The sequence below is a fragment of the Rhizobium sp. R635 genome (assembly GCF_002211285.1).
Taxonomy (GTDB): Bacteria; Pseudomonadota; Alphaproteobacteria; order Rhizobiales; family Rhizobiaceae; genus Rhizobium.
This window is the reverse complement of sequence record NZ_LOKX01000013.1, coordinates 57,038-81,551: the sequence shown is the minus strand read 5'-3', so window position 1 is coordinate 81,551 and position 24,514 is coordinate 57,038. Positions and strand designations below refer to the sequence as shown.

28 protein-coding genes are annotated in these 24,514 nt (G+C 61.8%); 12 read left to right on the top strand and 16 right to left on the bottom strand.

Annotated features, from left to right (window positions below):
- Positions 1–4: 4 nt before the first annotated feature.
- From ATY78_RS13250 to ruvC, 8 genes are read right to left on the bottom strand one after another with little or no spacing between them, the layout of a single operon-like run.
- Positions 5–907, bottom strand: a complete 903-nt coding sequence (locus ATY78_RS13250) for a metallophosphoesterase (RefSeq protein WP_088682799.1) — start codon at positions 905–907, stop codon at positions 5–7.
- Positions 908–1,948 (bottom strand): Holliday junction branch migration DNA helicase RuvB, encoded by a 1,041-nt coding sequence (gene ruvB, locus ATY78_RS13245; RefSeq protein ID WP_088682798.1) that lies wholly within the window; start codon positions 1,946–1,948, stop codon positions 908–910.
- On the bottom strand, positions 1,945–2,343 hold the full coding sequence (locus ATY78_RS13240) for a type II toxin-antitoxin system VapC family toxin (protein WP_088682797.1): 399 nt from the start codon (positions 2,341–2,343) through the stop codon (positions 1,945–1,947). Before ATY78_RS13240 ends, ruvB begins: the two co-directional genes overlap by 4 nt.
- Positions 2,340–2,600 carry a type II toxin-antitoxin system PrlF family antitoxin gene (locus tag ATY78_RS13235; protein WP_088682796.1) on the bottom strand — a complete coding sequence of 87 codons (261 nt, stop codon included), beginning with the start codon at positions 2,598–2,600 and terminating at the stop codon, positions 2,340–2,342. Before ATY78_RS13235 ends, ATY78_RS13240 begins: the two co-directional genes overlap by 4 nt.
- 54 nt (positions 2,601–2,654) lie before the next feature.
- On the bottom strand, positions 2,655–3,269 hold the full coding sequence (ruvA, locus tag ATY78_RS13230) for a Holliday junction branch migration protein RuvA (protein WP_088682795.1): 615 nt from the start codon (positions 3,267–3,269) through the stop codon (positions 2,655–2,657).
- 13 nt (positions 3,270–3,282) lie between these two features.
- Positions 3,283–3,699 carry a type II toxin-antitoxin system VapC family toxin gene (locus tag ATY78_RS13225; protein WP_088682794.1) on the bottom strand — a complete coding sequence of 139 codons (417 nt, stop codon included), beginning with the start codon at positions 3,697–3,699 and terminating at the stop codon, positions 3,283–3,285.
- Positions 3,680–3,943, bottom strand: a complete 264-nt coding sequence (locus ATY78_RS13220; RefSeq protein ID WP_088682793.1) for an AbrB/MazE/SpoVT family DNA-binding domain-containing protein — start codon at positions 3,941–3,943, stop codon at positions 3,680–3,682. The genes ATY78_RS13225 and ATY78_RS13220 overlap by 20 nt, the downstream gene beginning before the upstream one ends.
- Before the next feature lie 54 nt (positions 3,944–3,997).
- A complete protein-coding gene (ruvC, locus tag ATY78_RS13215) occupies positions 3,998–4,507 on the bottom strand; it encodes a crossover junction endodeoxyribonuclease RuvC (protein ID WP_088682792.1) in 510 nt (169 codons plus the stop codon).
- Between the two features lie 241 nt (positions 4,508–4,748).
- On the opposite strand from ruvC, the gene ATY78_RS13210 reads away from it, so the two are divergent.
- Together ATY78_RS13210 and ATY78_RS13205 are read left to right on the top strand one after the other, a co-directional pair.
- A complete protein-coding gene (locus ATY78_RS13210) occupies positions 4,749–7,064 on the top strand; it encodes a methyl-accepting chemotaxis protein (protein WP_088682791.1) in 2,316 nt (771 codons plus the stop codon).
- A gap of 125 nt (positions 7,065–7,189) precedes the next feature.
- Entirely contained in the window at positions 7,190–8,191 is a 1,002-nt protein-coding gene (locus ATY78_RS13205) for an LLM class flavin-dependent oxidoreductase (RefSeq protein ID WP_088682790.1), read from the top strand.
- A 75-nt stretch (positions 8,192–8,266) separates the two neighbouring features.
- On the opposite strand, the gene ATY78_RS13200 is transcribed toward ATY78_RS13205, so the two are convergent.
- Positions 8,267–9,013 carry a YebC/PmpR family DNA-binding transcriptional regulator gene (locus ATY78_RS13200; protein ID WP_064811277.1) on the bottom strand — a complete coding sequence of 249 codons (747 nt, stop codon included), beginning with the start codon at positions 9,011–9,013 and terminating at the stop codon, positions 8,267–8,269.
- Positions 9,014–9,154: 141 nt separating this feature from the next.
- On the opposite strand from ATY78_RS13200, the gene ATY78_RS13195 reads away from it, so the two are divergent.
- A complete protein-coding gene (locus tag ATY78_RS13195; protein WP_088682789.1) occupies positions 9,155–9,658 on the top strand; it encodes a pyridoxamine 5'-phosphate oxidase family protein in 504 nt (167 codons plus the stop codon).
- 13 nt (positions 9,659–9,671) lie between these two features.
- Here the strand turns inward: ATY78_RS13195 and ATY78_RS13190 are convergent, their stop codons facing one another.
- The 7 genes from ATY78_RS13190 to ATY78_RS13155 all read right to left on the bottom strand — a co-directional run bounded on the left by ATY78_RS13190 (position 9,672) and on the right by ATY78_RS13155 (position 16,096).
- Positions 9,672–10,517, bottom strand: a complete 846-nt coding sequence (locus ATY78_RS13190; RefSeq protein WP_088682788.1) for an MBL fold metallo-hydrolase — start codon at positions 10,515–10,517, stop codon at positions 9,672–9,674.
- Positions 10,518–10,668: 151 nt separating this feature from the next.
- A complete protein-coding gene (locus ATY78_RS13185) occupies positions 10,669–11,493 on the bottom strand; it encodes a TIGR00282 family metallophosphoesterase (RefSeq protein WP_088682787.1) in 825 nt (274 codons plus the stop codon).
- 3 nt (positions 11,494–11,496) lie between these two features.
- The gene (locus ATY78_RS13180) at positions 11,497–12,084 is read right to left on the bottom strand and encodes a 5-formyltetrahydrofolate cyclo-ligase (RefSeq protein ID WP_088682786.1); all 588 of its coding nucleotides are present in this window, start codon (positions 12,082–12,084) and stop codon (positions 11,497–11,499) included.
- Between the two features lie 112 nt (positions 12,085–12,196).
- Positions 12,197–12,880 carry a hypothetical protein gene (locus tag ATY78_RS13175; RefSeq protein WP_088682785.1) on the bottom strand — a complete coding sequence of 228 codons (684 nt, stop codon included), beginning with the start codon at positions 12,878–12,880 and terminating at the stop codon, positions 12,197–12,199.
- 58 nt (positions 12,881–12,938) lie between these two features.
- Positions 12,939–13,853, bottom strand: a complete 915-nt coding sequence (locus tag ATY78_RS13170; protein WP_088682784.1) for an NAD(P)-dependent oxidoreductase — start codon at positions 13,851–13,853, stop codon at positions 12,939–12,941.
- Positions 13,850–14,674, bottom strand: a complete 825-nt coding sequence (locus ATY78_RS13165) for a glycosyltransferase (RefSeq protein WP_088682783.1) — start codon at positions 14,672–14,674, stop codon at positions 13,850–13,852. The genes ATY78_RS13170 and ATY78_RS13165 overlap by 4 nt, the downstream gene beginning before the upstream one ends.
- A 201-nt stretch (positions 14,675–14,875) precedes the next feature.
- Positions 14,876–16,096: an NAD-dependent epimerase/dehydratase family protein gene (locus ATY78_RS13155; protein ID WP_088682781.1), complete on the bottom strand. Its 1,221-nt coding sequence runs from the start codon at positions 16,094–16,096 to the stop codon at positions 14,876–14,878.
- A 163-nt stretch (positions 16,097–16,259) separates the two neighbouring features.
- Here ATY78_RS13155 and ybgC point away from each other — a divergent pair, with 163 nt between their 5' ends.
- From ybgC to tilS, 9 genes are all read left to right on the top strand, one after another.
- Entirely contained in the window at positions 16,260–16,715 is a 456-nt protein-coding gene (gene ybgC / locus ATY78_RS13150; RefSeq protein WP_004671619.1) for a tol-pal system-associated acyl-CoA thioesterase, read from the top strand.
- 374 nt (positions 16,716–17,089) lie between these two features.
- Positions 17,090–17,809 carry a protein TolQ gene (gene tolQ, locus ATY78_RS13145; protein WP_004671617.1) on the top strand — a complete coding sequence of 240 codons (720 nt, stop codon included), beginning with the start codon at positions 17,090–17,092 and terminating at the stop codon, positions 17,807–17,809.
- A gap of 18 nt (positions 17,810–17,827) precedes the next feature.
- Positions 17,828–18,283: a protein TolR gene (gene tolR / locus ATY78_RS13140; protein WP_003566333.1), complete on the top strand. Its 456-nt coding sequence runs from the start codon at positions 17,828–17,830 to the stop codon at positions 18,281–18,283.
- A gap of 8 nt (positions 18,284–18,291) precedes the next feature.
- Complete coding sequence (locus ATY78_RS13135; RefSeq protein WP_088682780.1) at positions 18,292–19,437, top strand: hypothetical protein; 1,146 nt, start codon at positions 18,292–18,294, stop codon at positions 19,435–19,437.
- Entirely contained in the window at positions 19,438–19,851 is a 414-nt protein-coding gene (locus ATY78_RS13130) for a hypothetical protein (protein ID WP_088682779.1), read from the top strand.
- A gap of 22 nt (positions 19,852–19,873) precedes the next feature.
- A complete protein-coding gene (gene tolB, locus ATY78_RS13125) occupies positions 19,874–21,181 on the top strand; it encodes a Tol-Pal system beta propeller repeat protein TolB (protein WP_088682834.1) in 1,308 nt (435 codons plus the stop codon).
- A 151-nt stretch (positions 21,182–21,332) separates the two neighbouring features.
- Positions 21,333–21,869 (top strand): peptidoglycan-associated lipoprotein Pal, encoded by a 537-nt coding sequence (gene pal / locus ATY78_RS13120; protein ID WP_088682778.1) that lies wholly within the window; start codon positions 21,333–21,335, stop codon positions 21,867–21,869.
- 159 nt (positions 21,870–22,028) lie between these two features.
- On the top strand, positions 22,029–23,018 hold the full coding sequence (gene ybgF, locus ATY78_RS13115) for a tol-pal system protein YbgF (protein ID WP_088682777.1): 990 nt from the start codon (positions 22,029–22,031) through the stop codon (positions 23,016–23,018).
- Between the two features lie 11 nt (positions 23,019–23,029).
- Entirely contained in the window at positions 23,030–24,508 is a 1,479-nt protein-coding gene (gene tilS / locus ATY78_RS13110; protein ID WP_088682776.1) for a tRNA lysidine(34) synthetase TilS, read from the top strand.
- Positions 24,509–24,514 lie beyond the last annotated feature (6 nt).

The window sequence follows — 24,514 nt, the reverse complement described above, 5'->3', positions numbered from 1 at the left end:
CATTCTATCCGAGATCGATCACGACGATTTCCGGCGGCACGCCGAAACGGATCGGTGCGATGGAGCAGCCGAGGCCGCCGGAGATGATGATATTACGCCCGTCTTCGACGATATGGCCATAGGCGTAGCGATTGCCGTAACGCGAGGGGACCACCGGCGAACGGCCGAGGAAGCGGATCTGTCCGCCGTGGGTGTGGCCCGACAGCGTCAGCGAGACGCGCTGGGGCACGCGCGGAAAGATATCGGGCTCATGGGCAAGCAGGATGACGGGCGCATCGTCTGTGACCTGGGCCATCGTTCCATCGAGATCGTCGAGGCCGGTCATGCGCTTGCGGCCCCACTTCCGGCCGGGGAGCAGCGCCAGCTGATCTTCGAGCCCTGCAAGCCAGAAGCCGCGACCGTCCTTTTCGAGCCGGACGGCGCGGTTGCCGTAAACAGGGATGCCCACGGCGGCAAGCGCCCGGTGCCCGAAGGTTTCCATCCCGCCGTTCGTCTGGGCGGTCCGGTCCTCCCACCAATCATGGTTGCCCATGATCGCATGGACGCCGAGCGGGGCCTGCAGGGTGGCGAGCGCTTTGGACCACTGGCTGGAATGCACGTATTGCGTCACCATGTTCATGCCGGCGGCATAATCGCCGAGCAGGACGGTCACGTCGCCTTCGAGTTCGTTGGCCCTATGGCAGATCGCGGCGATGCGGCTTGCCGACATCCAGGGTTCGCAGGCGTGGAGATCGGCGAGTGCGACGATGCGGAGCTTCAGGCCAGGCGTCCATCCCGGCGGCGTCAGCCGGTAGCGGGTGATGCTGAGCCGCGCCAGCGGTTCATAGGCGAAGGCGTAGCCGCCCAGCGACATGACGCCTGCGACGCTGCCGCCGAGAACCTTGAAAAATCCGCGGCGGGTGATCACTCAGTCGTCCTCCTGGAACAGCCGGAACTGCGCCGCCTCCAGATCCTTGGGCGGCTGCATTCCCAGATGCTTCCACGCGATTGCGGTCAGAACACGGCCGCGTGGCGTGCGCTGAATGAAACCCTGCTGGATCATATAGGGCTCGATGATGTCCTCGATCGCGTCGCGCGGCTCGGAAAGGCCGGCGGCGATGGTTTCGATGCCGACCGGGCCGCCGCCGAAATTGGCGGCGATCATGTTGAGGTAGCGTTTGTCGAGCTGGTCGAGGCCGACATTGTCGACGAGCAGGCGGGTCAGAGCCTCGTCGGCGATCTCGCGGGTGACGGCCTCGGCCCTTGCCACTTCGGCAAAATCCCGTACACGCCGCAGCAGCCGGCCGGCGATGCGCGGCGTGCCGCGGGCGCGCCTGGCGATTTCGCGCGCTCCCTCTTCGGTGATCGGCAGGTTCATCAGCCGTGCGCCGCGGCGCACGATCAGTTCCAGTTCCTCGACGGTATAGAAGCTCAGGCGCACCGGGATGCCGAAGCGGTCGCGCAGCGGCGTCGTCAGCAGGCCGAGACGGGTGGTCGCCGCCACCAGCGTGAATTTCGACAGGTCGATCTTCACCGAGCGGGCGGCAGGGCCTTCGCCGATGATGAGATCGAGCTGGAAATCCTCCATGGCGGGATAGAGGATTTCCTCGACGGCCGGGTTGAGGCGGTGGATTTCGTCGATGAAGAGCACGTCGCGCTCTTCGAGATTGGTGAGGAGCGCGGCGAGATCGCCAGCCTTGGCAATGACGGGGCCTGAGGTCGAGCGGAAGTTGACGCCGAGTTCCTTCGCCATGATCTGCGCCAGCGTCGTCTTGCCGAGGCCGGGCGGGCCGACGAAGAGCACATGATCCAGCGCTTCGCCGCGGTTCTTCGCCGCCTCGATGAAGATCTTGAGATTGGCGCGTGCTTCCGCCTGGCCGGTGAATTCGTCCAGCGATTGCGGCCGCAGCGTCACATCAAGGTCTTCGCCCCGCTTTTCCGGCGATATCAGGCGGGCGGGTTCGCTCATGAAAGAAGCTCCATGCCAGGTATGGTTTTTGCCGCTTGGGCGTCGAATGTCTTGGTTGCCATACAGCCGGCGTCGCGATTGCGAAGAGCAATGAAGACATCCGCAAATTCCGCATTTGTCCGCGCCATGATTCCGAGTGTCTCCTCGATGACCCTTTCATCTTCAAGGATCAGATCGGCAGAGTCCAACAAATCCGAAATCGCCTCCATGATCTGTTCTCTCTTCAACTTGATCCGCTGTCTCAAAAACCACGCGCATTCCATCAGCGTGATGCAACTGATGTAGCCGGGTGTCGTATCGGAGAGGCTCCCAAAGAGCGCTGTGACTTTTTCCGTCTTGGCTGCGTCATCCTTCAGAAGGAAGCGCAGCAGGATATTGGTGTCGAGACCAATCATCCTGCACTCATCACATGATCGGCGATAGCTTCTCCGATCGCCTCATCCATTTCCTTCAAAGTGATCGCCGGCCTGTTTGGATCGTGAAATTTGCCTGCGAGGTCGATGGCGCGTTTGTTCTTGGCTTTCATAATGATTTCACCATCGCGGTTGATGTAACGGATCCTGTCGCCGGACTTCAGATTCAGCAATTCACGTACTTCCGCCGGAATTGTTGTCTGGCCTTTCGATGTCATCGTGCCGTAGTAGATATTCATGCCCATCTCCTTACCATCCGAGTTTAGTAAGGAATTATGATATATTCAAGGAAATCACCGCGCCAATTCCTTCAATCCCAATCGGATCAGCTTGGCGCTGTCGGCGCCGTCGCCGGCCGTTTTCATCGCCGCGGCAACGGCATTTGCCGCTTGATCTCTGCTGTAGCCGAGGTTGGTCAGAGCGGACACCGCATCGGCGACCGGTGCGGCGGCGACGCCTTCGCCGAGTTCCTGCTTGAGAGCGATATTGATCGCCTCGCCGGCATAGGCCGGTGCGCGATTCTTGAGTTCGGTCACGAGGCGCATCGCCACTTTCGGGCCGACGCCCGGCGCGCGGGAGACGGCGGCGCGGTCCTGGAGGGCGATCGCATTGGCAAGCTCGCCCGGCGTCAGCGTCGAGAGCACGGCAAGCGCCACCTTGGCGCCGACGCCCTGGACGCTCTGGAGCAGGTTGAACCATTCCCGCTCCAATGCGCTCATGAAGCCGAAGAGCTTCAGCTGGTCCTCGCGCACATAGGTCTCGATGAACAGCACGCAGGCTTCGCCCGCCGAGCCGAGCTTGGACAGGGTGCGGGCCGAGCAATGGGCGACGTAGCAGACGCCGTGCACATCGACGAGCACATAGTCTTCGCCGATTTCGTCTATGGTGCCTTTCAGCTTGCCGATCATGGGGCGCGGTCTCTCAAGGATGCGTTTCGGGAGAAATGATGTCCAACTCAGGGAAATACGAGCGGTAGCGTCCGCCATCGCGCGTCAAAAGGCGGTGCGATCGAACGAGAGCATGCGCGCCGATGAAGAAATCGGGCAGGGTCCGCTCACGCAGGCCGCCATTCTTTCTGTACTGCGCATGTGCGATGCCTGCGCGATAAGCGGCGGAAAACGGCAAGGCTTCGCGCATGAGATTTAACCGCGACAGGAGAAATGCAAGGGTTTCCTCGCGCGGGGTCATGCTTGCCAGTTCCGCCCAGACGACCGGTGTCATGATGAATTGCGAATCCGGCCGCAATGAGCTCAGCGCTCGCGCGGACCATTCCCTGAAAGGATTCTCCGGGCCGAAAATGTCGATGAAAATGTTCGTATCAACGAGGACCGAGGTCATCACGCGGCCCCCTCAACCATTCCATGAATTCATCCGTCGTCATGCCGCCGGTGTCGAAGGTGCCGCTCATGCTGCCGAGCCAGGATTCAAAATCATCCTGCGATGGCTCCGTGCGGCTGGACAGAACGACGAGCCGGGCGCCCTTTTCATCCGCAATGAAATCGACCTCGGATCCCGGGCCGATCTTCAAGCGGTCCCTGATGTCCTTGGGAATGGTCACTTGCCCTTTTTCCGTCACGCGCATGGTAATACCTCTGAGGTATTACTTATCATCGAGCGAGAACAAGTCAAGAACATATTATCCGGCCAGCGCCTGACGCATCCGGTGCCCGCCGCGATTGTGAGCATGGCAGATGGCGATCGCCAAGGCATCGGCGGCGTCGTCGCCCTTGAATTCGACCTTCGGCATCAGGATCTTCAACATCATGTGGATCTGGTGCTTCTCGCCGTGACCGACGCCGATGACCGCCTTCTTCACCGCGTTGGGAGCATATTCGGAGACCGGCAACCCGGCGCGCGCCGGCACCAGCATGGCGATGCCGCGGGCCTGGCCGAGCTTCAGGGTCGCCACCGCGTCCTTGTTGACGAAGGTCTGTTCGACGGCGGCTTCATCGGGTTTGTAAGCGTGGACGATGCCGGCGAGACCGTCATGCAGCTGGCAGAGGCGGGAGGCGAGGTCCATGTCGCCATCTGACGTCACCGTGCCCGATGCCACGAATTTCAGAGAATTGCCTAATGTATCGATAATTCCCCAGCCGGTGCGGCGAAGACCGGGATCGATACCGATGATGCGAATCGTATTTTGCATGGCTCAACCTATAGCGATTGCGAAATAAGTGCCATCGATATGTGAACAAAACAAAAACACCCGTGGTTTTAGGGCGCGTCATTTACCGCGAATTAAAAGAGATGCCCGAATTCTAGTTCATCGAATGTGAGAGGGGTTTGTTCTGCAAAGAATAAGCTCCCGATGTTCTGTCTATAGATCAGCCAGCGGGCGCATCTCGTGCGTCCACGCTGGCAGGCGCCGTTCAGAGGGTTCGTCGTATATGGCTCAGAGATTTCAGTCCCTGTCCTTCAAGGTCATTGCCACATTCATCCTGATGACCGTGCTGTCGATCGCGGTCATCGACGTGCTCGCCTATTTCGCCAGCAGCCGCATTTCCGACGAGCAGGCGCTGAAGGCCAAGGAAAGCGTGCTGATCTTCCGTGGCGACATGTTGCAGGACCAACTGGCGCAGCTCGAGAACCAGGCCAATTCCATCGCGCGCATCGAGGCGCTGCAGATGTCGATCACCAGCCTGAAGAGCGGCTGGAAGACAATCCAGAAGACTTCGGGCGATGCCCGCGCCGAGTTGAAGAAGGTTTTCATCACGGGCAATCCGAACCCGGCCGACCAGCGCGAGAAGCTGATGAAGCCGGAAGGGCCGAGCGGTTTCTATTATTCGAACCATGAGCAGACGCAGGGCGAAGTCGCCCGCGACCTCGAAGACACCGCCTTCAGCGATCTGCTGATCGCCGATCTCGACGGCACCGTCCTCTATTCCTACAAGAAGGAGGACGATTTCGCCGAGAACCTGAAGTCGGACGCCTGGAAGGCAACGGGGGCCGGCATCGCTTTCGCCAAGGCGATCGAGAATACCGCCAAGGCGACCGATGACGCGGCGCCGACGGGTTTTTCCGGCCTGCGTGTCGATGCCGCCAGCGGCAAGTCGGCGATCTTCTATGCCGTGCCGATCGTCAAGCTCGGAGCGGCCAAGGGCATCATCCTCTTCAAGGTGCGCGAGGACATCGTCACCAGCATCCTTGCCAAGGGCATCATTCAGGGCAGCACGGCGCGGGCGGCGATCGTCTCCGGCGATGGCTCGGCGGTCGGCCTCGATGCGAACGGCAGGCTTGCGCCGCTCGATGCGACACCCTTCACCTTCATCAAGGACGCGCTTGCCAGTTCGGCCATGACGGTGGCCGATTTCGACAGGGCGGATGGCGCGGCCCGCGCCTATGTCCGCGGCATCGACTATCGCGGCGACCGCTTCCTCGTGGTCGAGAGCGTGCTGCTCAGCGAACTGAACGCCGGCTCGATCGAGATCGCCACCTTGCTGACGATGATCGGTGTCGGTGTGCTCGTCGTCATGGCGGTCGCAACCGGGCTCGTCACCAATTTCCTGTTTTCGCCGCTGGCGCGGCTTGCCGGTGTCACCCGCGACGTCGCCGACGGCAAGCTCGACAGCGAGATCGGCAGCCTGAACCGCAAGGACGAGATCGGCACGATGGCCAACGCGCTCGCCCGTTTCCGCCAATCGCTGATCGAAGGCCGCGAGCTCGAAGCTGTCAGCGAAGAGACGCGCTTGCAGGCCGAGCACGACCGCCAGCAGAACCTCGCCGAGCGCGAGGCCGAGGCGAAGACGCTGCAGCAGGTGGTCGAGGCGATCGACGAGGGCCTGCACCATCTGGCGAGCGGCGATCTCGCCTATCAGATCGATACCCGCTTCCCGAACGAACTCGAAAGCCTGCGCGTCAACTTCAATGAGGCGCTCGCGACGTTGAGCGAAACCATGACGGCGATCGGCGGCAACTCGATGGCGGTACGCGCCGGTTCCGAGGAGATGCGCACCGGCGCCGACGAGCTTGCCGGGCGCACCGAGCGCCAGGCCAGCTCGATCACCGAGACGGCGAATGCGATCGGCGCCATCACCCAGTCCGTGCGCCGGCAGATCGAGCGGGCCGAGCAGGCGGAGCGCATCGCGAGCGACGCCAAGAAGGAGACGACCGGCTCCGGCCAGATCATGCGCGAGACGATCGCGGCGATGGAGGCGATCCAGACCTCCTCGCGTCAGATCAACACGATCATATCGGTCATCGACGACATTGCTTTCCAGACCAATCTCCTGGCGCTCAACGCCGGCGTCGAGGCGGCACGCGCCGGGGAATCGGGCAAGGGCTTTGCCGTCGTCGCCATGGAAGTCCGCGAACTCGCCCAGCGTTCGTCGAGTGCTGCCAAGGAAATCTCCAGCCTGCTGCAGAAATCGACGCATGAGGTCGAAAGCGGCGTGGCGCTGGTCGAACGGGCAGGCCTTGCGCTGACGGGCATCGGCGGCCATGTCGAGGCGATCAACGGGCAGATCAACGAGATCATGGGTGCGACCCGCGAGGAAGCCAATACGTTGCGCGAGATCAACAGTGCCGTTGCCGAACTCGATGCGATGACGCAGCAGAACGCCTCGATGGTCGAGGAGACGACGGAGGCGATCCATCGGCTGGCGACCGAAGCCCTGGAAATGGACCGTCAGCTCGGCAATTTCACGCTGCCGCAGGGCCATCACGCGCCGAGCGCCGAGGTGCATGTGCTGCGCCGTCACCGGTAAGCCACCGCTTCAGATACCTCACAAGGGCCGCCTTCGCGCGGCCCTTTTGTTTGCGCGCATGGTTTGGAATGGCGCAAGCGGGAACCTACATAGGTCGCATCCGTCAACTGCCCGGCAGGTTCCCCATGGTTCCCTTCTCCATACTCGACCTTTCCCCCGTTGCCGAAGGCAGCACCGTGCGCCAATCCCTCGAGAGCTCGGCGCGGATGGCCGAGAAGGCCGAGGAATTCGGTTATAAGCGCTTCTGGCTCGCCGAACATCACGGCATGCCGGGAATCGCCAGTGCCGCCACATCAGTCGTCATCGGCCATGTCGGGGCGGCGACGAAGCGCATCCGCATCGGCTCCGGCGGCATCATGCTGCCCAATCATTCGCCGCTCGTCATCGCCGAGCAGTTCGGCACGCTGGAGGCGCTCTTTCCCGGCCGCGTCGATCTCGGCCTCGGGCGTGCGCCGGGAACGGACATGCGCACGGCGCAGGCGCTGCGGCGCAATCTCGAGGCCGGCGCGAACAGCTTCCCGAACGACGTGGTGGAATTGCAGCAGCTGCTCGGCACGCCGGTCGAGAACCAGGCGATCCTCGCGGTCCCAGGCAATGGCTCGCACATCCCGATCTGGCTGCTCGGCTCCAGCCTCTACAGCGCCCAGCTTGCCGCCATGCTTGGGCTTCCCTACGCCTTCGCCTCGCATTTCGCGCCCGACATGCTGCTCGATGCCATCGCGATCTACCGCGACCGTTTCCAGCCCTCGGCCGCACTCGACAAGCCCTATGTGATGGTCGGCGTCATGGGGGCGGTGGCGGAAACGGACGAGGAGGCGCAATACCATTTCACGTCCGCCCAGCAGCAGTTCGTCAACCTGCGCCGCAATGTCCGCGGGCCGTTCCCGCGCCCTGTCGCCGATATGGAAAATTTCTGGTCGCCGATGGAGAAGATGAACGTCGAGCACACGCTGCGCTACGCCGTGGTGGGTTCGCCGAAGACGGTGGAGGCGAAACTGACGGAGTTTCTCAACGAAACGCAGGCCGATGAGGTGATCATCTCCATGCCGATCCACGACATCGAGGCGCGGCTGAGGTCGGTGGAACTGTTCGCAGGGCTTGGGAACTTCATGCGGGCCGCCGCGTAGCATTGCAGACAGCATCCCGGAAAACAGAAAACCCGGCGTCTTGGCCGGGTTTTCTAATAGGATCATTCGAGAAAGTCAGGCGGAGAGCTTCGCCAGAACCTCTTCCGAAACCTCGAAGTTGGAATAGACGTTCTGCACGTCGTCGTCGTCTTCGAGCGAGTCGATGAGCTTCATCAGCGACTGAGCCTTTTCCTCGTCGACGGGCACGTTGTTCTGGGCGCGCCAGACGGCCTTGACGGTTTCGGCTTCGCCGAGGCTTGTTTCCAGGGCTTTCGACACTTCGCCGAGGGCTTCGAAGGCGCAGGTGATGTAGTGGCCTTCTTCGTCGGTCTCGACGTCATCGGCGCCGGCTTCGATCGCGGCTTCCATCACCTTGTCGGCGTCGCCGGCCGAAAGCTTGTAGGTGATTTCGCCGACATGGTCGAAGGAGAAGGAAACGGAACCGGTTTCGCCAAGAGCGCCGCCGGCCTTGGTGAAGATCGAGCGGACGTTGGAGGCGGTGCGGTTGCGGTTGTCGGTCAGGGCTTCGACGATGATCGCCGTGCCGCCGGGGCCGTAGCCCTCATAGCGGACTTCGTCGTAGTTTTCGCCGTCGGCGCCGGCTGCCTTCTTGATGGCGCGGTCGATATTGTCCTTCGGCATGGACTGGGCCTTGGCGTTCTGGATCGCCAGGCGAAGACGGGCATTCATCGTCGGGTCGGGCAGGCCGGCCTTGGCGGCAACGGTGATTTCGCGCGCAAGCTTGGAGAACATTTTCGACCGCACGGCATCCTGGCGGCCCTTGCGATGCATGATGTTTTTAAACTGTGAATGGCCAGCCATGGCACCCCTGTTCACGTCTCATTGTTCGGAATGGGCCGCCTTATAAGAGCGAAACGGCAGCCGTTCAAGGGAAAAGCGGTTCGGAACAAAGACCAGGGGATGACGTTTCAACCTAACTTCATTCAATGGAAAGGAACGGTCATGGCAAGTCTCAGCGAGGCGCGGGAACAGCCGGCCCGTCAGCTTTGGGATCAGGTCAACGATGTCCATGCCGGCATGCTCGGCATTTCCGGGCTTGATATGCACATGCAGCCGATGGCCCCGCATGCCGATCCCACGACCAACACGATCTGGTTCTACACCAAGACCGATGCCGATATCGTCCGCGCCGTCAAACCAGGCAGCCGCGCGCATTTCTGCGTCATCGGTAGGGATCACGACTATCATGCTTGCCTTGCCGGCATGATCGACGTGCGTCCCGACCCTGCCAAGATCGAGGAATATTGGAGTTCGATGGTGGCCGCCTGGTATGACGGCGGCAAGAAAGATCCCAAACTCACCATGCTTTCTCTGCATGTCGACGATGCCGAGATCTGGGTCTCCACCGCCAGCACGCTCAAATTCGGCTGGGAAATCGCCAAGGCCAATCTCGACGACGACAAGATGCCCGACGTCGGCGTCAAACGGCACCTGCAATTCGCCTGATTGCAGGTGTCTTTTACTGTACGCCTTTCATCACATAGATCAGCGGCTTTTTCGGCAAGGTGCGCATGGAAACGGTGATGCTGTCATCGGGGGCGTAGGCGATATCGAAATCCTTGCCGAACATGGAAACGAAGGCGTTGACCGGCGGGCCGCGGCGATGCATCGGCAGGATCAGCGACGAACGCAGCCGCTTGATGACGCGGCTCATGCTGTCGGCCCCCATGGTGAGGCCGCCGTCGATCGGCACCATGACGACATCGAGGCGGCCGATCTCGGTGTAATGCGCATCCGTCAGCTCGTAATGGAGATGGCCGAGATGGCCGATGCAGAGGCCGGCAACCTCGAAGATGAAGATGGAATTGCCGTCCTCCTGCGAACCGCCGAGGCCGTAGCTGAAGCGGATATCCGTCGTGACGTTGCGGATATAGGCATCGCCGACGACGAGATTGACGTTGGCCTTCTCGCCGGGGACATCGCTCCACCCATGCAGCACATGCTTGATGCCGGGATCGGGCGTCAGGGTGAAGTGGGTCGTGTGGGCCTTGTTCATGGTCACGACATCGGGCGTCGTCATCGGCCTGTACCAGCCATTGTAATCTGTCGCGATGATGATCCCTGCCGGCGTGTCGATCTCGAAGGTGGAGTGGCCGAGATAGTTGAATTTGACGTCCTCGCCCTCGGAGACGGCCGATATTATCGGCGGGGCGGCGGAAAAGCTTGCGAAGGTCGCCTTGGGGATGTTTTCGGCGATCGCCTGGCACTGGCTGGCGGGTTTGCGCTGTTCCTGCGCCCCGGCAGGAGCTGACGCTGCGGAGGCCGCAAGGCATGCGATAGCGAGGATAAGATATCGCGGCTTCATGCCATCCCTCCGGCGCTTTCACTGACAGCGCCGCGCGCCCGAAGGGCGCGCTAAGGACGCTCGATCATTTGAATTGGCGGCCGGAGGATGCGGCATGAGGTCGCAGTGGTCCAGACCGCGGACGCTCACATTTGCGTGTGGAGCGGGTGTTTTACCGCCAGAACTCCGGCACCGTTTCGGCCAGGCGCGGCCCGAGCCGGAGCGGCGCGATCTTTTCGGCCAGCCCGGTGGCATCGGAAATCTCTACGCCCACGCCGCAGATCGTCGCGGGACCGCTCGCCGCTTCCATGCGGCCCTTCGGCATCTTGGAGATGAAGCGGTTGAGCGGCTCCTCCTTATCCATGCCAAGCGAAGAGTCGTAATCGCCGCACATGCCGGCATCCGACATATAGGCGGTGCCGCCGTTCAGGATCTGCGCGTCGGCTGTCGGCACATGCGTGTGGGTGCCGACGACGAAACTGGCGCGGCCGTCGACGAAATGGCCGAAGCACTGCTTTTCGCTGGTCGCTTCCGCGTGGAAATCGAAAATGATCGCATCGGCCTGCTCCTTCAGCGGGCAGGCATCGAGGATCGCTTCCGCCGATTTGAAGGGATCGTCGAGTTCCGGATGCATGAACACCCGGCCCATGACGTTGGCGACGAGCACGCGCGCGCCGTTCCTGGCATAGAAAAGGCCGGAACCGCGCCCGGGCGTGCCTTGCGGATAATTGGCCGGCCGCAGGAATTGATCGTGCCGCCCGGCAAAGGCGACGGCTTCCTTCTGGTCCCAGACATGATTGCCCGTCGTCACCACGTCGGCGCCGGCATTGATCGTTTCCAGAAAGATGTCTTCGGTGATGCCGAAGCCGCCGGCGGCGTTCTCGCCGTTGACGACGACGAAATCGAGCTTGAGGTCGGAGATCAGGCCGGGGAGACGGTCCCAGACCGCCGTGCGTCCCGTCTTGCCGACCATGTCACCCAGAAAAAGCAGCCGCATTCCCTATCCAATCCAAGAGGCAAAAAAGCGAAGGCCGCTTTCTGTCAGGATGGCATCCAGGCTTATGTCATGCGGCTCATCCGGCACATGTGCCACTTCCTGGCAGTCGAATGCAATGCCGATCAGCTTCGGATGCAGTCCTTTCTCTCTGAGACGGCTGATGGCGCGGTCGTAGTAGCCCGCTCCATAGCCGATGCGATGGCCTCTGATATCGAAGGCCGAAAGCGGCACCAGCATGATTTCGGGATCGAGAACGGCGGCGTCCCCGGTCGGGCCGACCGTGCCGAAACCGGTGGCGACAAGCGGCCCGTCTTCCGCCAGTTCGCGAAAGACGATGGTCTGCTTGTCGAGGATCGCCGGCACGCAGAGCCGCGCGCCGCGCGCCGCAAAGCGCGCCATCAGCGGCCTGAGATCGGCCTCCGAGCGGATCGGCAGAAAGCCGGAAACAACCGTGCTCGGCGCGAAACCGACCGCTTCGCCGGCGTGGTCGGCCATGGCGAGACTTTTGGAGGCGCGTTCCTCGGCGGGGATGGCGTCGCGTGCGGCCAGCCGTTCGTTGCGCAATTGCGCTTTCAATTCTCTAGCGGTCATTGGATCTGCCGTTATGGGAAGTCGGCCGAGCATAAACGGCTCGGTGCCCGATGCAATGCCGGGTGCGACAAGCACGCGCCGGTTCCTCTCCCGTCCTGCCGCACGAGGTTGGTCAGACGATGATGCTTGTCGGTATCGTTGCGGTGCTGATGGAGAGAGCTGCCATATCGGGAACGGTATTGGTGTCAGCCTGCTGGCGCAGCTCGCGCATCGCCTTTTCGAGGAGCTGCTTGAGTTCGCGAACGACTTCCTTGAACTCTTCCATCGCCTCGCGATCATCGGCCGAGATGCCTGAAAATTTCGGGCTATCCTCGGCGGTGCTCTCATAGGCCTTGCGCGCTTCAGCGGCGTCGGTCGGTTCCGGCGCGGCGGTTTCCACCGTCGTGTCCGTCAACGCAGCATCGGCGCCGCTCGTGGCCGCGGCTGCAGAATCCGTGGCTGCATCCGCCGGAACGGCAGTCGCCGTGGCGCCGGTCGCGACGGATGAAGCAAATTCAGAGGCGGCGGTGCCGACTTTGCGGGCCAGTTCGGACGCCAGACGCGCGACCACTTCGGGAGGCATGTTGGAGCTCTTCAGCATCTCCAACTCCTGCTTGGCCTCTTCGAGCTTGCGTTGCGCCTGCGCCTTGGCTTCGTCTCCCGAGTTCGCCAGGGCCTGCCGCAGCTGCTGCAGCGCCTGGGTCGTGCGCTGCAGCTTCAGCACGCCCTGATCGGCTTCGCTTCCGGTGGCGGATGTTTCCGCTGCCGAAGACGTGCCGCGCAAAATGACGGAAGCGGAGGTGGTTGCAACCTGCATGGACAATCCCCCGATGATAAATCGGGCCCCGATGACGATTCGGGCGCATCCTGCAACGTCAGACTTGCGTGGACCTGTGCGGGGAGGCCGGCAGCTGAGCGGCCAGCCGCCGCATCGTCTCCTCGAACAGCGGCGCTCCGCCGGGCGACCAGCCGAGCGCGCGGATTTTTGCCGTGCTCATGGGATTGAGCGCCGTTCCGTCGGCGGGAGCCGGCAGCGCGTATCGACAGCCGGTCTCGCGGCGGATGGGCGAAAGGATATCGTTCGTGTCGACCGATATGTCGGATACATTGAAGATCTCACCGGAGATGCGGGTGCTTTCCGTCTCCAGCATCAGCCGCACCGCGCGCCCGAGGTCGCGGCCGTGAACCTCCGTTCCCGCGCGGGCGGCAACCGGCCGGCCGGCGAGGTAATCGGCGATCAGGCCCTCCCATTTGTTCGGAAAGAAATCGCCATAGACGCCGGTTGCTCTCAGGCTCACGCCGGCAAAACCGGGTGCTGCGAGGTCGGCGAGCGCCCGTTCGGCGTCGAGTTTCACCCTGCCATAGAGCGTTTGGGGCTCGGTCATCATCGTTTCGGCAAGTTCGGTTCCCGGCGGATGGTCGCCGTAGGTTGCGCGGCTGGACAGGAAGACGCAACGGCGCGTGCCGGCGCGTTTGGCGGCTTCGAAAAGCCGGACGGTGCCGTCGAGGTTCAGCTTCTGAAAGGTCTTCGGATCGTTACCCTCGCCGTCGCGATATTTGCCGGGGACATGGCTGAAGGCGGCATGGACGAAGAAATAGGCATCGTCGAAGATATCGATCTGATCCTTGTCCGGATCGAGGGAGAGCGCTGCGAACTCGACCGGGCGGGAGAAGAGGCGAGGCATCGGCGCGCGGCGTCCGCCGACGATCACCTGATAGCCGGCGGCCAGCAGTTCCTCGACGACATAACGGCCGACGAGGCCCGTTCCGCCGGATACCAATACTTTCATGCCGTCCCTTCCGGATTGGCCAGCGCCGCAATCTCCGGTACGTCGCCATCATCATGGAAACGATGCCATAAATCGATCAAAGGTTGTAGCTGCGCCGCTTTGGGATGATCTCTTTCCCACGGTTTTTCATACTGGTAATGCAGGATCGAAATGCTCTTCCAGTCCCAAAGATCGGGCATGGTGAACCATACATATTGCAGCATGTTGAAATAAACCGGCAGTCCGTGCCAATCTGGGAAGAAAGTCTCCAGAAACGTCTGGTCCGTGCGCCGCCAGAAGGCATCAGGCCGGTCGAGCTTTTCGAGCATGTGCCGGAATGTGTCATGCGACGGCGTGGCGACGAAGACGCCGGAATTCATGCGGTGGAAGTCGGCGAGGCTTTCGTAGACGTTGGGAGCGGCGGAGAATTCCGGATAGAGGAAGAGCCTGTCGACGTTCTTCAGCACCAGGGCATCGGCGTCGATGAAGACGCAGCGCTCGTATTCGACGAGCTGCCAGAGCCTGAGCTTGCAGAAATTGTCGAGCGGCGAATGGAAATCCGGCTTGCGGCCCTTGGTAAAGGGGGCGGCGGAATGGAGATTGCCGCGGGCGTGGCGCTCGTTGAAGGCATCCGACAGGGGCAGGTGCTCGACTTCGATGAGGCGGCAGCCGAGGGTTTCCAAGGGGGCGAGGGCGGCTGCATCGACGCCGCCGGTGCGGAGGATGACGATATCGGCGGTGGTGCAGGTGCGGCGCAGGGAACGGGCGAGGGCGGTGGCGCCCATGGCGTAGTCGGCGTTGGTGACGAGGGTGACGTAGGCAAGGTTTGGGGTAGAGGTCATCGGCGCCGACCGCCCCCAAATGCTCCCTCATTCCTGTGCTTGTCACAGGAATCCAGTGCGCCCACGTCCGTGGGCGCGAGAGATTCTTTTGACAGTCGGTAGGAGCTATTCACGGCGCAGACGCGCCGTGGCTGGATTCCTGTGACGAGCACAGGAATGAGGGAGTTCTGATTGAGCCTTTCAATGCGCCCCATTCCTCGCTCACGACACCGACTTCAGCCGCTTGCCTTCCGGATCGTGGTCGAGCGTCGCGGCGATGTCCTTGGTCCAGGCGGAGACGGCCGGAACGCGCGAGCGGTCGACGCGATAGGCGAATTTTTTCGCCACGTCGACGATTTCGCCGAGCAGGCCCGCTTCCAGCGTGATCGGTTCGAGGCCGAGATCGCGGAATTTTTCGTTGCGGACGATCAGCTCGTTTTCGGCGGCTTCCTTGCGCGGGTTGGGCAGCCAGGCGATTTTGGCGCCGCTCATCCTGGCGATCATCTCGGCGAGGTCGCGCACGCGATGGGTCTCCGTCATCTGATTGAAGATCTCGACGCGGGCGCCGCGGGCGGGCGGGTTCTTCAGCGCCAGCTCGATGCAGCGCACCGAATCCTGGATGTGGATGAAGGCGCGGGTCTGGCCGCCGGTGCCGTGCACCGTCAGGGGATAGCCGATCGCGGCCTGGATCAGGAAGCGGTTCAGCACCGTGCCGTAATCGCCGTCGTAATCGAAACGGTTGATGAGCTGCGCGTGGCGGCGCGTCTGCTCGGTGTGGGTGCCCCAGACGATTCCCTGGTGCAGGTCGGTGATCCTCAGTCCGTCGTTCTTGGCGTAAAACTGGAAGAGAAGCTGATCCAGGCACTTGGTCATGTGGTAGATCGAGCCTGGATTGGAGGGATAGAGGATCTCCTGGCTGACCCTCTCGCCGCCCGCGGTTTCGATGCCGACGGGCAGATAACCTTCGGGGATTGCGGCGCCGACCGTCGAATAGCCGTAGACGCCCATTGTGCCGAGATGGATGAGGTGGGCGTCGAGATTGAGCTCCGTCAGCGCGTTCAGGAGGTTATGCGTGGCGCTGACATTGTTGTTGACCGTGTAGTTCTTGTGGCGGTCGCTCTTCATCGAATAGGGCGCGGCGCGCTGTTCGGCGAAATGGATGATGGCATCGGGCCGGTTTTCGGCAAGCCACGTCTTCAGCAGCTCATAATCCCTGGCAAGATCGATCAGGTTGAAGTGGATGCGGCGGCCCGTCTCGGCATGCCAGATACGGGTGCGCTCCTGGATCGAATCCATCGGCGTCAGCGACTGGACGCCGAGTTCGGTGTCGATCCAGCGGCGCGAGAGATTGTCGAGGATATGGATGTCGTGACCGGCGTCGGAGAGATGCAGCGAGGTTGGCCAACCAACGAAACCGTCTCCGCCCATAACCGCAATCTTCATCGTATCGTCTCCTGATCGGTCGCTCATTGTCGGGAATAGTTAGGAATTATGACAATCATTCAATGCCTGCCGGCGGCGCATTCAATGCCTGGCTGCCGGGCATTCAATGCTTGCCTGCCGCGAAGCGTTGCGCCAAAGAGGGCACCTGAGTTTGGAGCAAATTATGACGGAACGCCCTTTTTCCATTTCGGGAGAGCTGACGGAGGCGGGGCATCGCCTCGTCCAGCGGGTCTATTATGAAGACACGGATTTTTCGGGCCTGGTCTATCACGCCCGCTACCTGCATTTCCTGGAGCGCGGCCGAACCGATTATCTGCGCTGTCTCGGCGTCGAGCAGCGTGAGCTGGTCAGCGCCGACGAGGAAGGCCTCGTCTTCGTCGTCCATCGCATGGAGATCGACTTCAAGAGCCCGGCGCGCATGGACGACGTGCTGACGATCCTGACGCACACGGAAAAGGCCGGCGGCGCCAAGATGGTGCTCAACCAGCAGATTCGTTCGGGCGAGACGCTGCTGATCGCGGCCAAGGTGATCATCGCCGTCATCAACGCCAAGGGGCGGCCGAGGCGGCTGCCGGAAACGCTGGCGGCGAAATTCCTTGAGGGCAGTACACCGCTTTAGGTTCGAATCGCCTGAAAATCGGCGCTTGTCAAAACTTGAGTTTTGTGTGAAGGAATTCCCGCGCCGCAGGATGAGCGCTCGGGCAGCCGGATTTTAGCTCCGGTCAAGTAATCCATGGAACAAAATCTCCCAAATATAAGCTTGCTGTCACAGTCCGGCACTAACGATCTATTAACCATAATAGTGTCTTACTCGGAAAGTCGGAGTTTGCGCGGTACACGCCTTCCTTTGACCAAATTTGACGGCAAGAAGGCGGAAGATGAGCTTGGAAGCTTGACCAGGGCTTTGGGCAGCGGCCGCCAGACACTTCTTGCGAGATCACTTTGTGCCGCCCGGTCCTGCGCCGGGCGTTTGGATTCGGGGATTTTGGATCAATGGAACAAGTAGGATTGGCAGCAGCCACGACGGACGTCAGCCTCTGGTCGCTATTCATGCAGGCCGGCATCGTCGTCAAGCTCGTCATGCTCGGGCTCATCGCGGCCTCGGTCTGGACGTGGGCGATCGTCATCGACAAATACCTGGCCTATGGCCGCGCACGGCGCCAGTTCGACAAGTTCGAGCAGGTCTTCTGGTCGGGCCAGTCGCTGGAAGAGCTCTACCGCTCGCTGTCGGAACGCAACAATACCGGCCTGGCGTCGATTTTCGTCGCGGCCATGCGTGAATGGAAGAAATCCTTCGAACGCGGCGCCCGCTCGCCGATCGGCCTGCAGATGCGTATCGACCGCGCCATGGACGTGACGCTCGCCCGTGAAACCGAATATCTCGGCGCCCGCCTGGGATCGCTCGCGACCATCGGTTCGGCCGGCCCGTTCATCGGCCTCTTCGGCACGGTCGTCGGCATCATGACCTCGTTCCAGGCGATCGCCGGTTCGAAGTCCACCAACCTTGCGGTCGTGGCGCCCGGTATCGCCGAGGCGCTTCTCGCCACGGCGATCGGCCTCGTCGCCGCTATCCCGGCGGTTATCGCCTACAACAAGTTCTCCGCTGACGCCGGCAAGCTCTCGGCGCGCATGGAAGGTTTCGCGGATGAATTCTCCGCCATACTTTCGCGCCAGATCGACGAGAAGCTGCAGCCGCGCGCTGCCGCTCAGTAACCAACGGAGTATTCTGACATGGGTATGGCTGTTGGAGGCAATGGCGGCGGGGGCGGCGGACGCCGCCGTCGCGGCGGTCGGAACAAGGCCGTGATCTCCGAAATCAACGTGACGCCGCTCGTCGACGTCATGCTCGTGCTTTTGATCATCTTCATGGTGGCTGCACCGATGATGACGGTCGGCGTGCCGATCGACCTGCCGGAAACGCAGGCCAAGGCGCTGAATTCCGAGACGCAGCCGATCACGATTTCGGTCAAGAACGACGGCGAAGTGTTCCTGCAGGAAACGCCGATCCCGGCAGCCGAGATCGCCGCCAAGCTCGAGGCGATCGCGACCACCGGTTATAACGAACGTATCTTCGTGCGCGGCGATGCAACGGCGCCCTACGGCGTCATCGCCGACGTCATGGCTCGCATCCAGGGGGCCGGTTTCAAGAATATCGGCCTGGTGACGCAGCAGAAGAAGGACCAATAGCGCTCAAAATGAAGACCAGCGTCGTCACATCTGCTGTTCTGCATTGCCTGGTACTCACCTGGGCGATGGTGTCTTTGAGCGCGCCGGAATCCTTCAAGGTGGAGGATTTCGAGGCGATGCCGGTCGATCTCGTGCCGGTTGAATCCATTACCCAGATGCAGCAAGGCGACAAGAAGGCTCCGAAGAAGGAGACGTCAGCCCCTGTGCCGACGACCCGGCCGCCGATCGCGCAGCCGGCGGAGAATGCCGGCGACAACAATGCCGATCTGAAGACGCCGCCGGTCCCGAACGCCAAGCCCAGCAACAGCGAAGCTGCGGCGGCGAATTCGAGCGAGAAACCGCTGCCGACGATCGATCCCAAGCCGAACGACGTCAAGGAAGTCAACAAGGAAGAGACCGAGGTCGAGCAGCCGAAGGAAGTCGCTTCCATTCCGCCGCCGAAGCCTGTCGAAGTGACGCCGCCGAAGCCGGAGGAAAAGCCGCCGGAAGAGCAGGCCAAGCCTGAAGAACCGCCGAAGCCGGAAGCTGAGGCGCTGCCGGACAATGTGCCGACCCCGGTCGCAAAACCGCAGGTGAAGCCGCCGGAGCCGCAGAAGCCGGCCGAAAAGCCGCCGGAGAAGACTCAGGACGAGCCGAAGGCTGCGGAAGCGCCGACGGACAAGAAGAAGGCCGACAAGAAGCAGGAAGTGGCGAAAGCGGCCTCCTCGATGAAAAGCGATTTCAACGCGGATGAGATTTCGGCCTTGCTGAATAAGACCGATCCTTCCGCCGGCGGTGCCAAGCGTTCGACGCAGGAGGCATCGCTGGGGGCGAAGAAGAGCAATGGCGGTTCCAAGCTCAGCCAAAGCGAACAAGATGCGCTACAGGGTTTGATCCAGGGTAACTGGCTTATCACTCCGGGAATGGAAGGCCTTTCCGGCATGGTCATCACGGTGCATTTCAAGCTCGATAAAGATGGAAACATTATCGGCCAGCCTGACATCGAGTCTTCCGGCGGAAGCAGCACCGATGCAACGCGCCGCGCGCTGGAAAGTGGCGCTTACCGTGCCGTGATGAAATCTGCTCCCTCGTTCCGTACGACGCTTCCGATGGACAAGTATGACGTGTGGAACGAGGTTGTCCTTAACTTTCATCCCAGCGATATGGGGATCTGAATGCTGATGGACCTGTCCCATGGCAACAAGTCTATTGCAGCCGTCATCATGCTCGGAACGATTCTGGCTTGTGCGCCTGAAGTGTTGGCGCAGCCGGTCGACGCGGTGATCTCTGATAAGTCGGCCGTGGATTTGCAGCGCGCAATCGCTTCCTCCTTCAATGTTCCTCCCGTGCGGGCGAGCGACGGCGGAGTCGTGATCACTATCCACCTGTGGCTCGATAAGACTGGCGCGATCGTTGGTTCACCTAAGGTAACAGCTTCGGGCGGCACCGAAGCCGCTCGGAAAAGACTGTCGGCTGCGGCCCTCCGCGCCGTTCGGCGTTCCGCGCCATTCACCATGCTCCCGAAAGAAAAATACGATGTCTGGAAGGAAGTCGTTTTGAACTTCGACACCAGCGGCTTTGCCCAATAAGATGCTGAAAGGCTTGTTTGATATGGTCAAGTGTTCCCTCATCCGCGCTCTGATGGTCATTGCAGGCCTGATTGGGGTCGCAGCCTTTACGACGCCGGCGAACGCGTTGGTCACCCTCGACCTTCGAAAAGGCAATGTCCAGCCGATGCCGATTGCGGTGACGGACTTCCAGGGCGACATAGGCGCGCAGGTCTCGCAGGTCATTGCCGCCGATCTGCAGCGTTCCGGCCTGTTTGCTCCGATCAACAAGACCGCCTTTATCGAAAAGATCTCCAATCCGGATGCCGCGCCGCGCTTCGAGGACTGGAAGGTCATCAATGCGCAGGCGCTGGTCACCGGCCGAGTTACCAAGGAAGCGGATGGCCGCCTTCGCGCCGAATTCCGCCTGTGGGATACTTTTGCCGGGCAGCAGATGACCGGTCAGCAGTTCTTTACCCAGCCGGAGAACTGGCGGCGTGTCGCCCACATCATCGCCGACGCGATCTATAAGCAGATCACCGGCGAAGAGGGTTATTTCGATACCCGCGTCGTCTTCGTCTCCGAATCCGGCACCAAGCAGCAGCGCAAGCGGCAGCTGGCGATCATGGATCAGGACGGCTTCAACGTGCGCATGCTGACCGACGGCAGCGATCTCGTGCTGACGCCGCGCTTCTCGCCGAGCCGGCAGGAAGTCACCTACATGTCCTTCGCCAACCAGCAGCCGCGCGTCTATCTGCTGCAGCTCGAAACCGGGCAGCGCGAGGTCGTCGGCAACTTCCCGGGCATGACCTTCTCGCCGCGCTTTTCGCCGGATGGCCAGAAGGTGATCATGAGCCTGCAGCAGGAAGGCAATTCCAACATCTACACGATGGACCTGCGCTCGCGCACGACGACGCGCCTGACCTCGACGGCTGCGATCGACACGTCACCCTCCTATTCGCCGGATGGTGCCCGCGTCAGCTTCGAAAGCGACCGGGGCGGCAAGCCGCAGATCTACGTGATGAACGCCGACGGTTCGGGCCAGACCCGCATTTCCTTCGGGGACGGCTCCTATTCGACGCCGGTCTGGTCGCCGCGCGGCGATCTCATCGCCTTCACCAAGCAGGCCGGCGGCAAGTTCTCGATCGGCGTGATGAAGCCGGACGGTTCGGGCGAGCGCATCCTGACGACCGGCTTCCACAATGAAGGTCCGACCTGGGCGCCGAACGGCCGCGTGCTGATGTTCTTCCGCCAGGCGGCAGGAGCAGGCGGTCCGCAGCTCTATTCGATCGATCTGACCGGTTACAACGAGCAGCTCGTCAAGACGCCGACCTACGGTTCCGACCCGGCCTGGTCGCCGCTTCTGGAGTAGCAGGCGCGGCAATGCCTTCATGTCGCCTCAGAATCATGAAAACCGGGCGACTACGGGACAAATCAGTAAATTGTTAACCATAAACTTTGAGGGGCGGTTAACCGAGTGCGGTTACTGTCCGGAAACCCTGAAATCGCAAGGAGACCCGGCCATGAGCCGAATTCACACCCCGGCAATGAGCCGCATGCAGAATTTCGCCCGCAACCCCGTCATGATCGCGCTCGTCGCCGGTCTCGCGCTTGCGGGTTGCGCCAACAAGAAGAACGGCGGCATGCCGAACAGCGCCGGCGATATGGGCCTCGGTGCAGGTGCTGCGACGCCGGGCTCGGCCCAGGACTTCACGGTCAATGTCGGCGACCGCATCTTCTTCGACACCGACTCCTCGTCGATCCGCGCCGATGCCTCGCAGACGCTCGATCGTCAGGCGCAGTGGCTCGGCCGCTACCCGAACTACCAGATCACCGTCGAAGGCCATGCCGACGAGCGCGGCACGCGCGAATATAACTTGGCTCTCGGCGCTCGTCGTGCCGCCGCTGCCAAGGATTACCTCGCTTCGCGCGGCGTTCCGGCACAGCGCATGAAGACGATCTCCTACGGCAAGGAACGCCCGGTCGCCGTCTGCGACGATATCTCCTGCTGGTCGCAGAACCGCCGCGCAGTCACCGTTCTCGGCGGCGCCGGCATGTAAATCCCGGCAAAAGCCGGATCTTGACGAGGCGGTCCCTTGCGGGCCGCCTTTTCTTTTTGACCACACTTTGGCCAGACTCCGTTGCTTTTTGACAGCAATTGGAAAAATCTCCTGTTCGTGCCTTAAGGCACGAAGAATCACTGGGACAGGACGATACATATGAAGAAACTTGTCGTGGCAGGCATGCTGTGCCTCGCGGCTGTGACCGGGAGCGAACGGGTGGCCTATTCGGCCTCGTTCTTTGGGCTGCATCTCGGCGGCCGACCCGCGGAAAGCCAGTCGGCGCCGCCTGTTGTCAAGGTGCAGAGCGGCGACGCGGAGGTCCGCGTGCAGCAGCTCGAAGAGCAGTTGCGGCAGTTGAACGGCCGGATCGAGGAGATGAGCTTCCAGCTTCTGCAGATGCAGGAGACGATCCGCAAACAGCAGGAAGACAATGAATTCCGCTTCCAGCAGCTCGAAAAGACCGGTTCCGGCGGCGGTGCCGCCAAGACACCCGTCAAGAAGAGCGAGACCGAAACCGCTCCGGCAGCTTCCGGCGGGGACGATGTCGCCAAGGTGATCCAAGCACCGCAGGGAGCCGAAACGGCTCCCTCTACCGATGTGCCCGCCAATACCGGGCTCGGGCAGCCGCCGAAGCAGCTGGGTTCGATCGAGTTCGATCAGAACGGCAACCAGGTTGGCGAAACCATGGATGAAAACGCCACCATCGGCTCCGCGCCGCTTCCCGATGCCAGCAGTGGAACGCCGCAGCAGACCGCCTCGCTCGGCAGCGAGGCCGATCACTACAAGGCGGCCTACGGCCACGTATTGTCAGGCGATTACGGCACGGCCGAACAGGAGTTCGAGCAGTACATTACCCGCTACCCCAGCAGCGCGCGGGCGGCGGATGCCAATTTCTGGCTCGGCGAGGCGCTCTATTCGCAGGGCAAGTACAATGAGGCGGCCAAGACTTTCCTCAATGCGCATCAGAAATACGGGACATCGGAAAAGGCTCCCGAAATGCTCCTGAAGCTCGGCATGTCGCTTGCCGCCCTCGACAATACCGAGACGGCGTGCGCGACGCTGCGCGAAGTCTCGAAGCGTTATCCGAAGGCCTCACGCGCCGTCATAAGCAAGGTCGCGAGCGAACAGAAGCGCCTCTCCTGCTAACGCTTTCCGCCATGTCTGCGGAGGGCACGTCATTGCCTCGGCTGGCGATCCGCCAGTTTCTCTTCTCGCTTCGACGCCCCGCGCGCATTCTCGTCGCGGTATCGGGCGGCAGCGATTCCACCGGCCTGCTTCTCCTTCTCGATGAAGCCGTGAAGGCCGCACCCCATCCCGAAATTTCCCTATGCGCCGCGACCGTAGACCATGCGTTGCGCGCCGGCTCCGCAGAGGAGGCGCGAGAGATCGCAGCCCTTTGCGCGTCGCTCGGCATTCCCCATACCGTCAGGATCTGGCAGGGCGAAAAGCCGAAGACCGGAATCATGGCAGCTGCCCGCGAAGCCCGCTACGGACTTCTGGCCGAGGCGGCGGAAGCGCTCGGCGCCGATCTCATCGTCACCGGCCATACTTTCGACGACCAGCGTGAAACACTTGAGATGCGCGGGATGCGAACGGAGCAGGTTTCATCCGGTATCGCCGACGCCGTGCTCTTCGACCGGCGATTCTGGATTTTACGACCGCTTCTTTTTTCCACCCGAGCGGATATCCGCGCTTTCCTGCGGGAGCGGGGTGTGGGTTGGATCGACGACCCAAGCAACGAGGATGAGAAGTACGAGCGCGTTCGGGTTCGCCGGCAGCCACCTGCCGATGCGGCAGCGGAGACGGATATTCGCGCGGCCTGGGAGGAGCGGCTGGCCCTGTCGTCCCGAGCCGCCAAATGGCTGGATCGTCACTTCATGCTTCATGGCGGCCTGCTTGGGCAGGTAGCGCCTGGTGGTTTGCGTGAGGATCGTGCAGTGCTCGATTATGCGCTCGGCCGTCTGACGGCTGTGTTCGGCGGCCAGCCATTTGTGCCGGGCAGGGGACAGATGGAACGGATTCTGGCATTTGCCGCCGGCGGTAAGCCGGGACGGATGACCGCCGGCAGGGTGGTGTTCGATCTGCGGCGTGACGGGCTTTATCTGGCGCGGGAGAGCAGGGGGATATTGCCTCTGGTGTTGAGGCCGGGAAAGGCTGGGGTTTGGGATGGGAGGTTTTATGTGTGGAATGGGTTGACCACGTCGATAGAGGCCGAGGCCGCTACTCCACGCGCTCCCTCATTCCTGTGCTTGTCACAGGAATGCAGCGCGCCCAAGTCCTTGGGCGCAAAAGACACTTTGCGCTTCGTTGAGTCGTTCACCGCCCAGACGCGCGGTGGCTGGATTCCTGTGACATCCCTCGGGCAAAGCCCGAGGAAGGGAATGAGGGAGAGTATGCAGCACCTTCCCAAGTCGGCATGGAACCGCGCAATCGCCTCGGCACCCGCCTTATCCTCAGAAGGAGCCTATTTGGCTCCGGAATCCTCCCGCTCGATCGATCTGATGCCGTATTTCGCACCCTTCGACCGCTTTTTGACACGATTTGATTTCATCTTTGCCGACAGGCTTTCGGCGGTTTTCGCAACGGCGCCCTATGCGGGGCTGCCTTTAAGAAGTATTGACGGAAAAACCATCTGACCTGGG

Coding starts and splice junctions, on each gene's coding strand:
- ATY78_RS13205 (WP_088682790.1), top strand. CDS start 7,190: ATGGTTCCCTTCTCCATACTCGACCTTTCCCCCGTTGCCGAAGGCAGC.
- ATY78_RS13200 (WP_064811277.1), bottom strand. CDS start 9,013: ATGGCTGGCCATTCACAGTTTAAAAACATCATGCATCGCAAGGGCCGC.
- tolR (WP_003566333.1), top strand. CDS start 17,828: ATGGGTATGGCTGTTGGAGGCAATGGCGGCGGGGGCGGCGGACGCCGC.
- ATY78_RS13195 (WP_088682789.1), top strand. CDS start 9,155: ATGGCAAGTCTCAGCGAGGCGCGGGAACAGCCGGCCCGTCAGCTTTGG.
- ATY78_RS13210 (WP_088682791.1), top strand. CDS start 4,749: ATGGCTCAGAGATTTCAGTCCCTGTCCTTCAAGGTCATTGCCACATTC.
- ATY78_RS13235 (WP_088682796.1), bottom strand. CDS start 2,600: ATGAATATCTACTACGGCACGATGACATCGAAAGGCCAGACAACAATT.
- pal (WP_088682778.1), top strand. CDS start 21,333: ATGAGCCGAATTCACACCCCGGCAATGAGCCGCATGCAGAATTTCGCC.
- ATY78_RS13180 (WP_088682786.1), bottom strand. CDS start 12,084: ATGACCGCTAGAGAATTGAAAGCGCAATTGCGCAACGAACGGCTGGCC.
- ATY78_RS13190 (WP_088682788.1), bottom strand. CDS start 10,517: ATGAAGCCGCGATATCTTATCCTCGCTATCGCATGCCTTGCGGCCTCC.
- ATY78_RS13175 (WP_088682785.1), bottom strand. CDS start 12,880: ATGCAGGTTGCAACCACCTCCGCTTCCGTCATTTTGCGCGGCACGTCT.
- tilS (WP_088682776.1), top strand. CDS start 23,030: ATGTCTGCGGAGGGCACGTCATTGCCTCGGCTGGCGATCCGCCAGTTT.
- ATY78_RS13225 (WP_088682794.1), bottom strand. CDS start 3,699: ATGACCTCGGTCCTCGTTGATACGAACATTTTCATCGACATTTTCGGC.
- ATY78_RS13185 (WP_088682787.1), bottom strand. CDS start 11,493: ATGCGGCTGCTTTTTCTGGGTGACATGGTCGGCAAGACGGGACGCACG.
- ATY78_RS13220 (WP_088682793.1), bottom strand. CDS start 3,943: ATGCGCGTGACGGAAAAAGGGCAAGTGACCATTCCCAAGGACATCAGG.
- ATY78_RS13155 (WP_088682781.1), bottom strand. CDS start 16,096: ATGAAGATTGCGGTTATGGGCGGAGACGGTTTCGTTGGTTGGCCAACC.
- ATY78_RS13170 (WP_088682784.1), bottom strand. CDS start 13,853: ATGAAAGTATTGGTATCCGGCGGAACGGGCCTCGTCGGCCGTTATGTC.
- ybgC (WP_004671619.1), top strand. CDS start 16,260: ATGACGGAACGCCCTTTTTCCATTTCGGGAGAGCTGACGGAGGCGGGG.
- ybgF (WP_088682777.1), top strand. CDS start 22,029: ATGAAGAAACTTGTCGTGGCAGGCATGCTGTGCCTCGCGGCTGTGACC.
- ruvC (WP_088682792.1), bottom strand. CDS start 4,507: ATGCAAAATACGATTCGCATCATCGGTATCGATCCCGGTCTTCGCCGC.
- ruvB (WP_088682798.1), bottom strand. CDS start 1,948: ATGAGCGAACCCGCCCGCCTGATATCGCCGGAAAAGCGGGGCGAAGAC.
- ATY78_RS13165 (WP_088682783.1), bottom strand. CDS start 14,674: ATGACCTCTACCCCAAACCTTGCCTACGTCACCCTCGTCACCAACGCC.
- tolB (WP_088682834.1), top strand. CDS start 19,874: ATGGTCAAGTGTTCCCTCATCCGCGCTCTGATGGTCATTGCAGGCCTG.
- ATY78_RS13130 (WP_088682779.1), top strand. CDS start 19,438: ATGCTGATGGACCTGTCCCATGGCAACAAGTCTATTGCAGCCGTCATC.
- ATY78_RS13135 (WP_088682780.1), top strand. CDS start 18,292: ATGAAGACCAGCGTCGTCACATCTGCTGTTCTGCATTGCCTGGTACTC.
- ATY78_RS13240 (WP_088682797.1), bottom strand. CDS start 2,343: ATGATTGGTCTCGACACCAATATCCTGCTGCGCTTCCTTCTGAAGGAT.
- ruvA (WP_088682795.1), bottom strand. CDS start 3,269: ATGATCGGCAAGCTGAAAGGCACCATAGACGAAATCGGCGAAGACTAT.
- tolQ (WP_004671617.1), top strand. CDS start 17,090: ATGGAACAAGTAGGATTGGCAGCAGCCACGACGGACGTCAGCCTCTGG.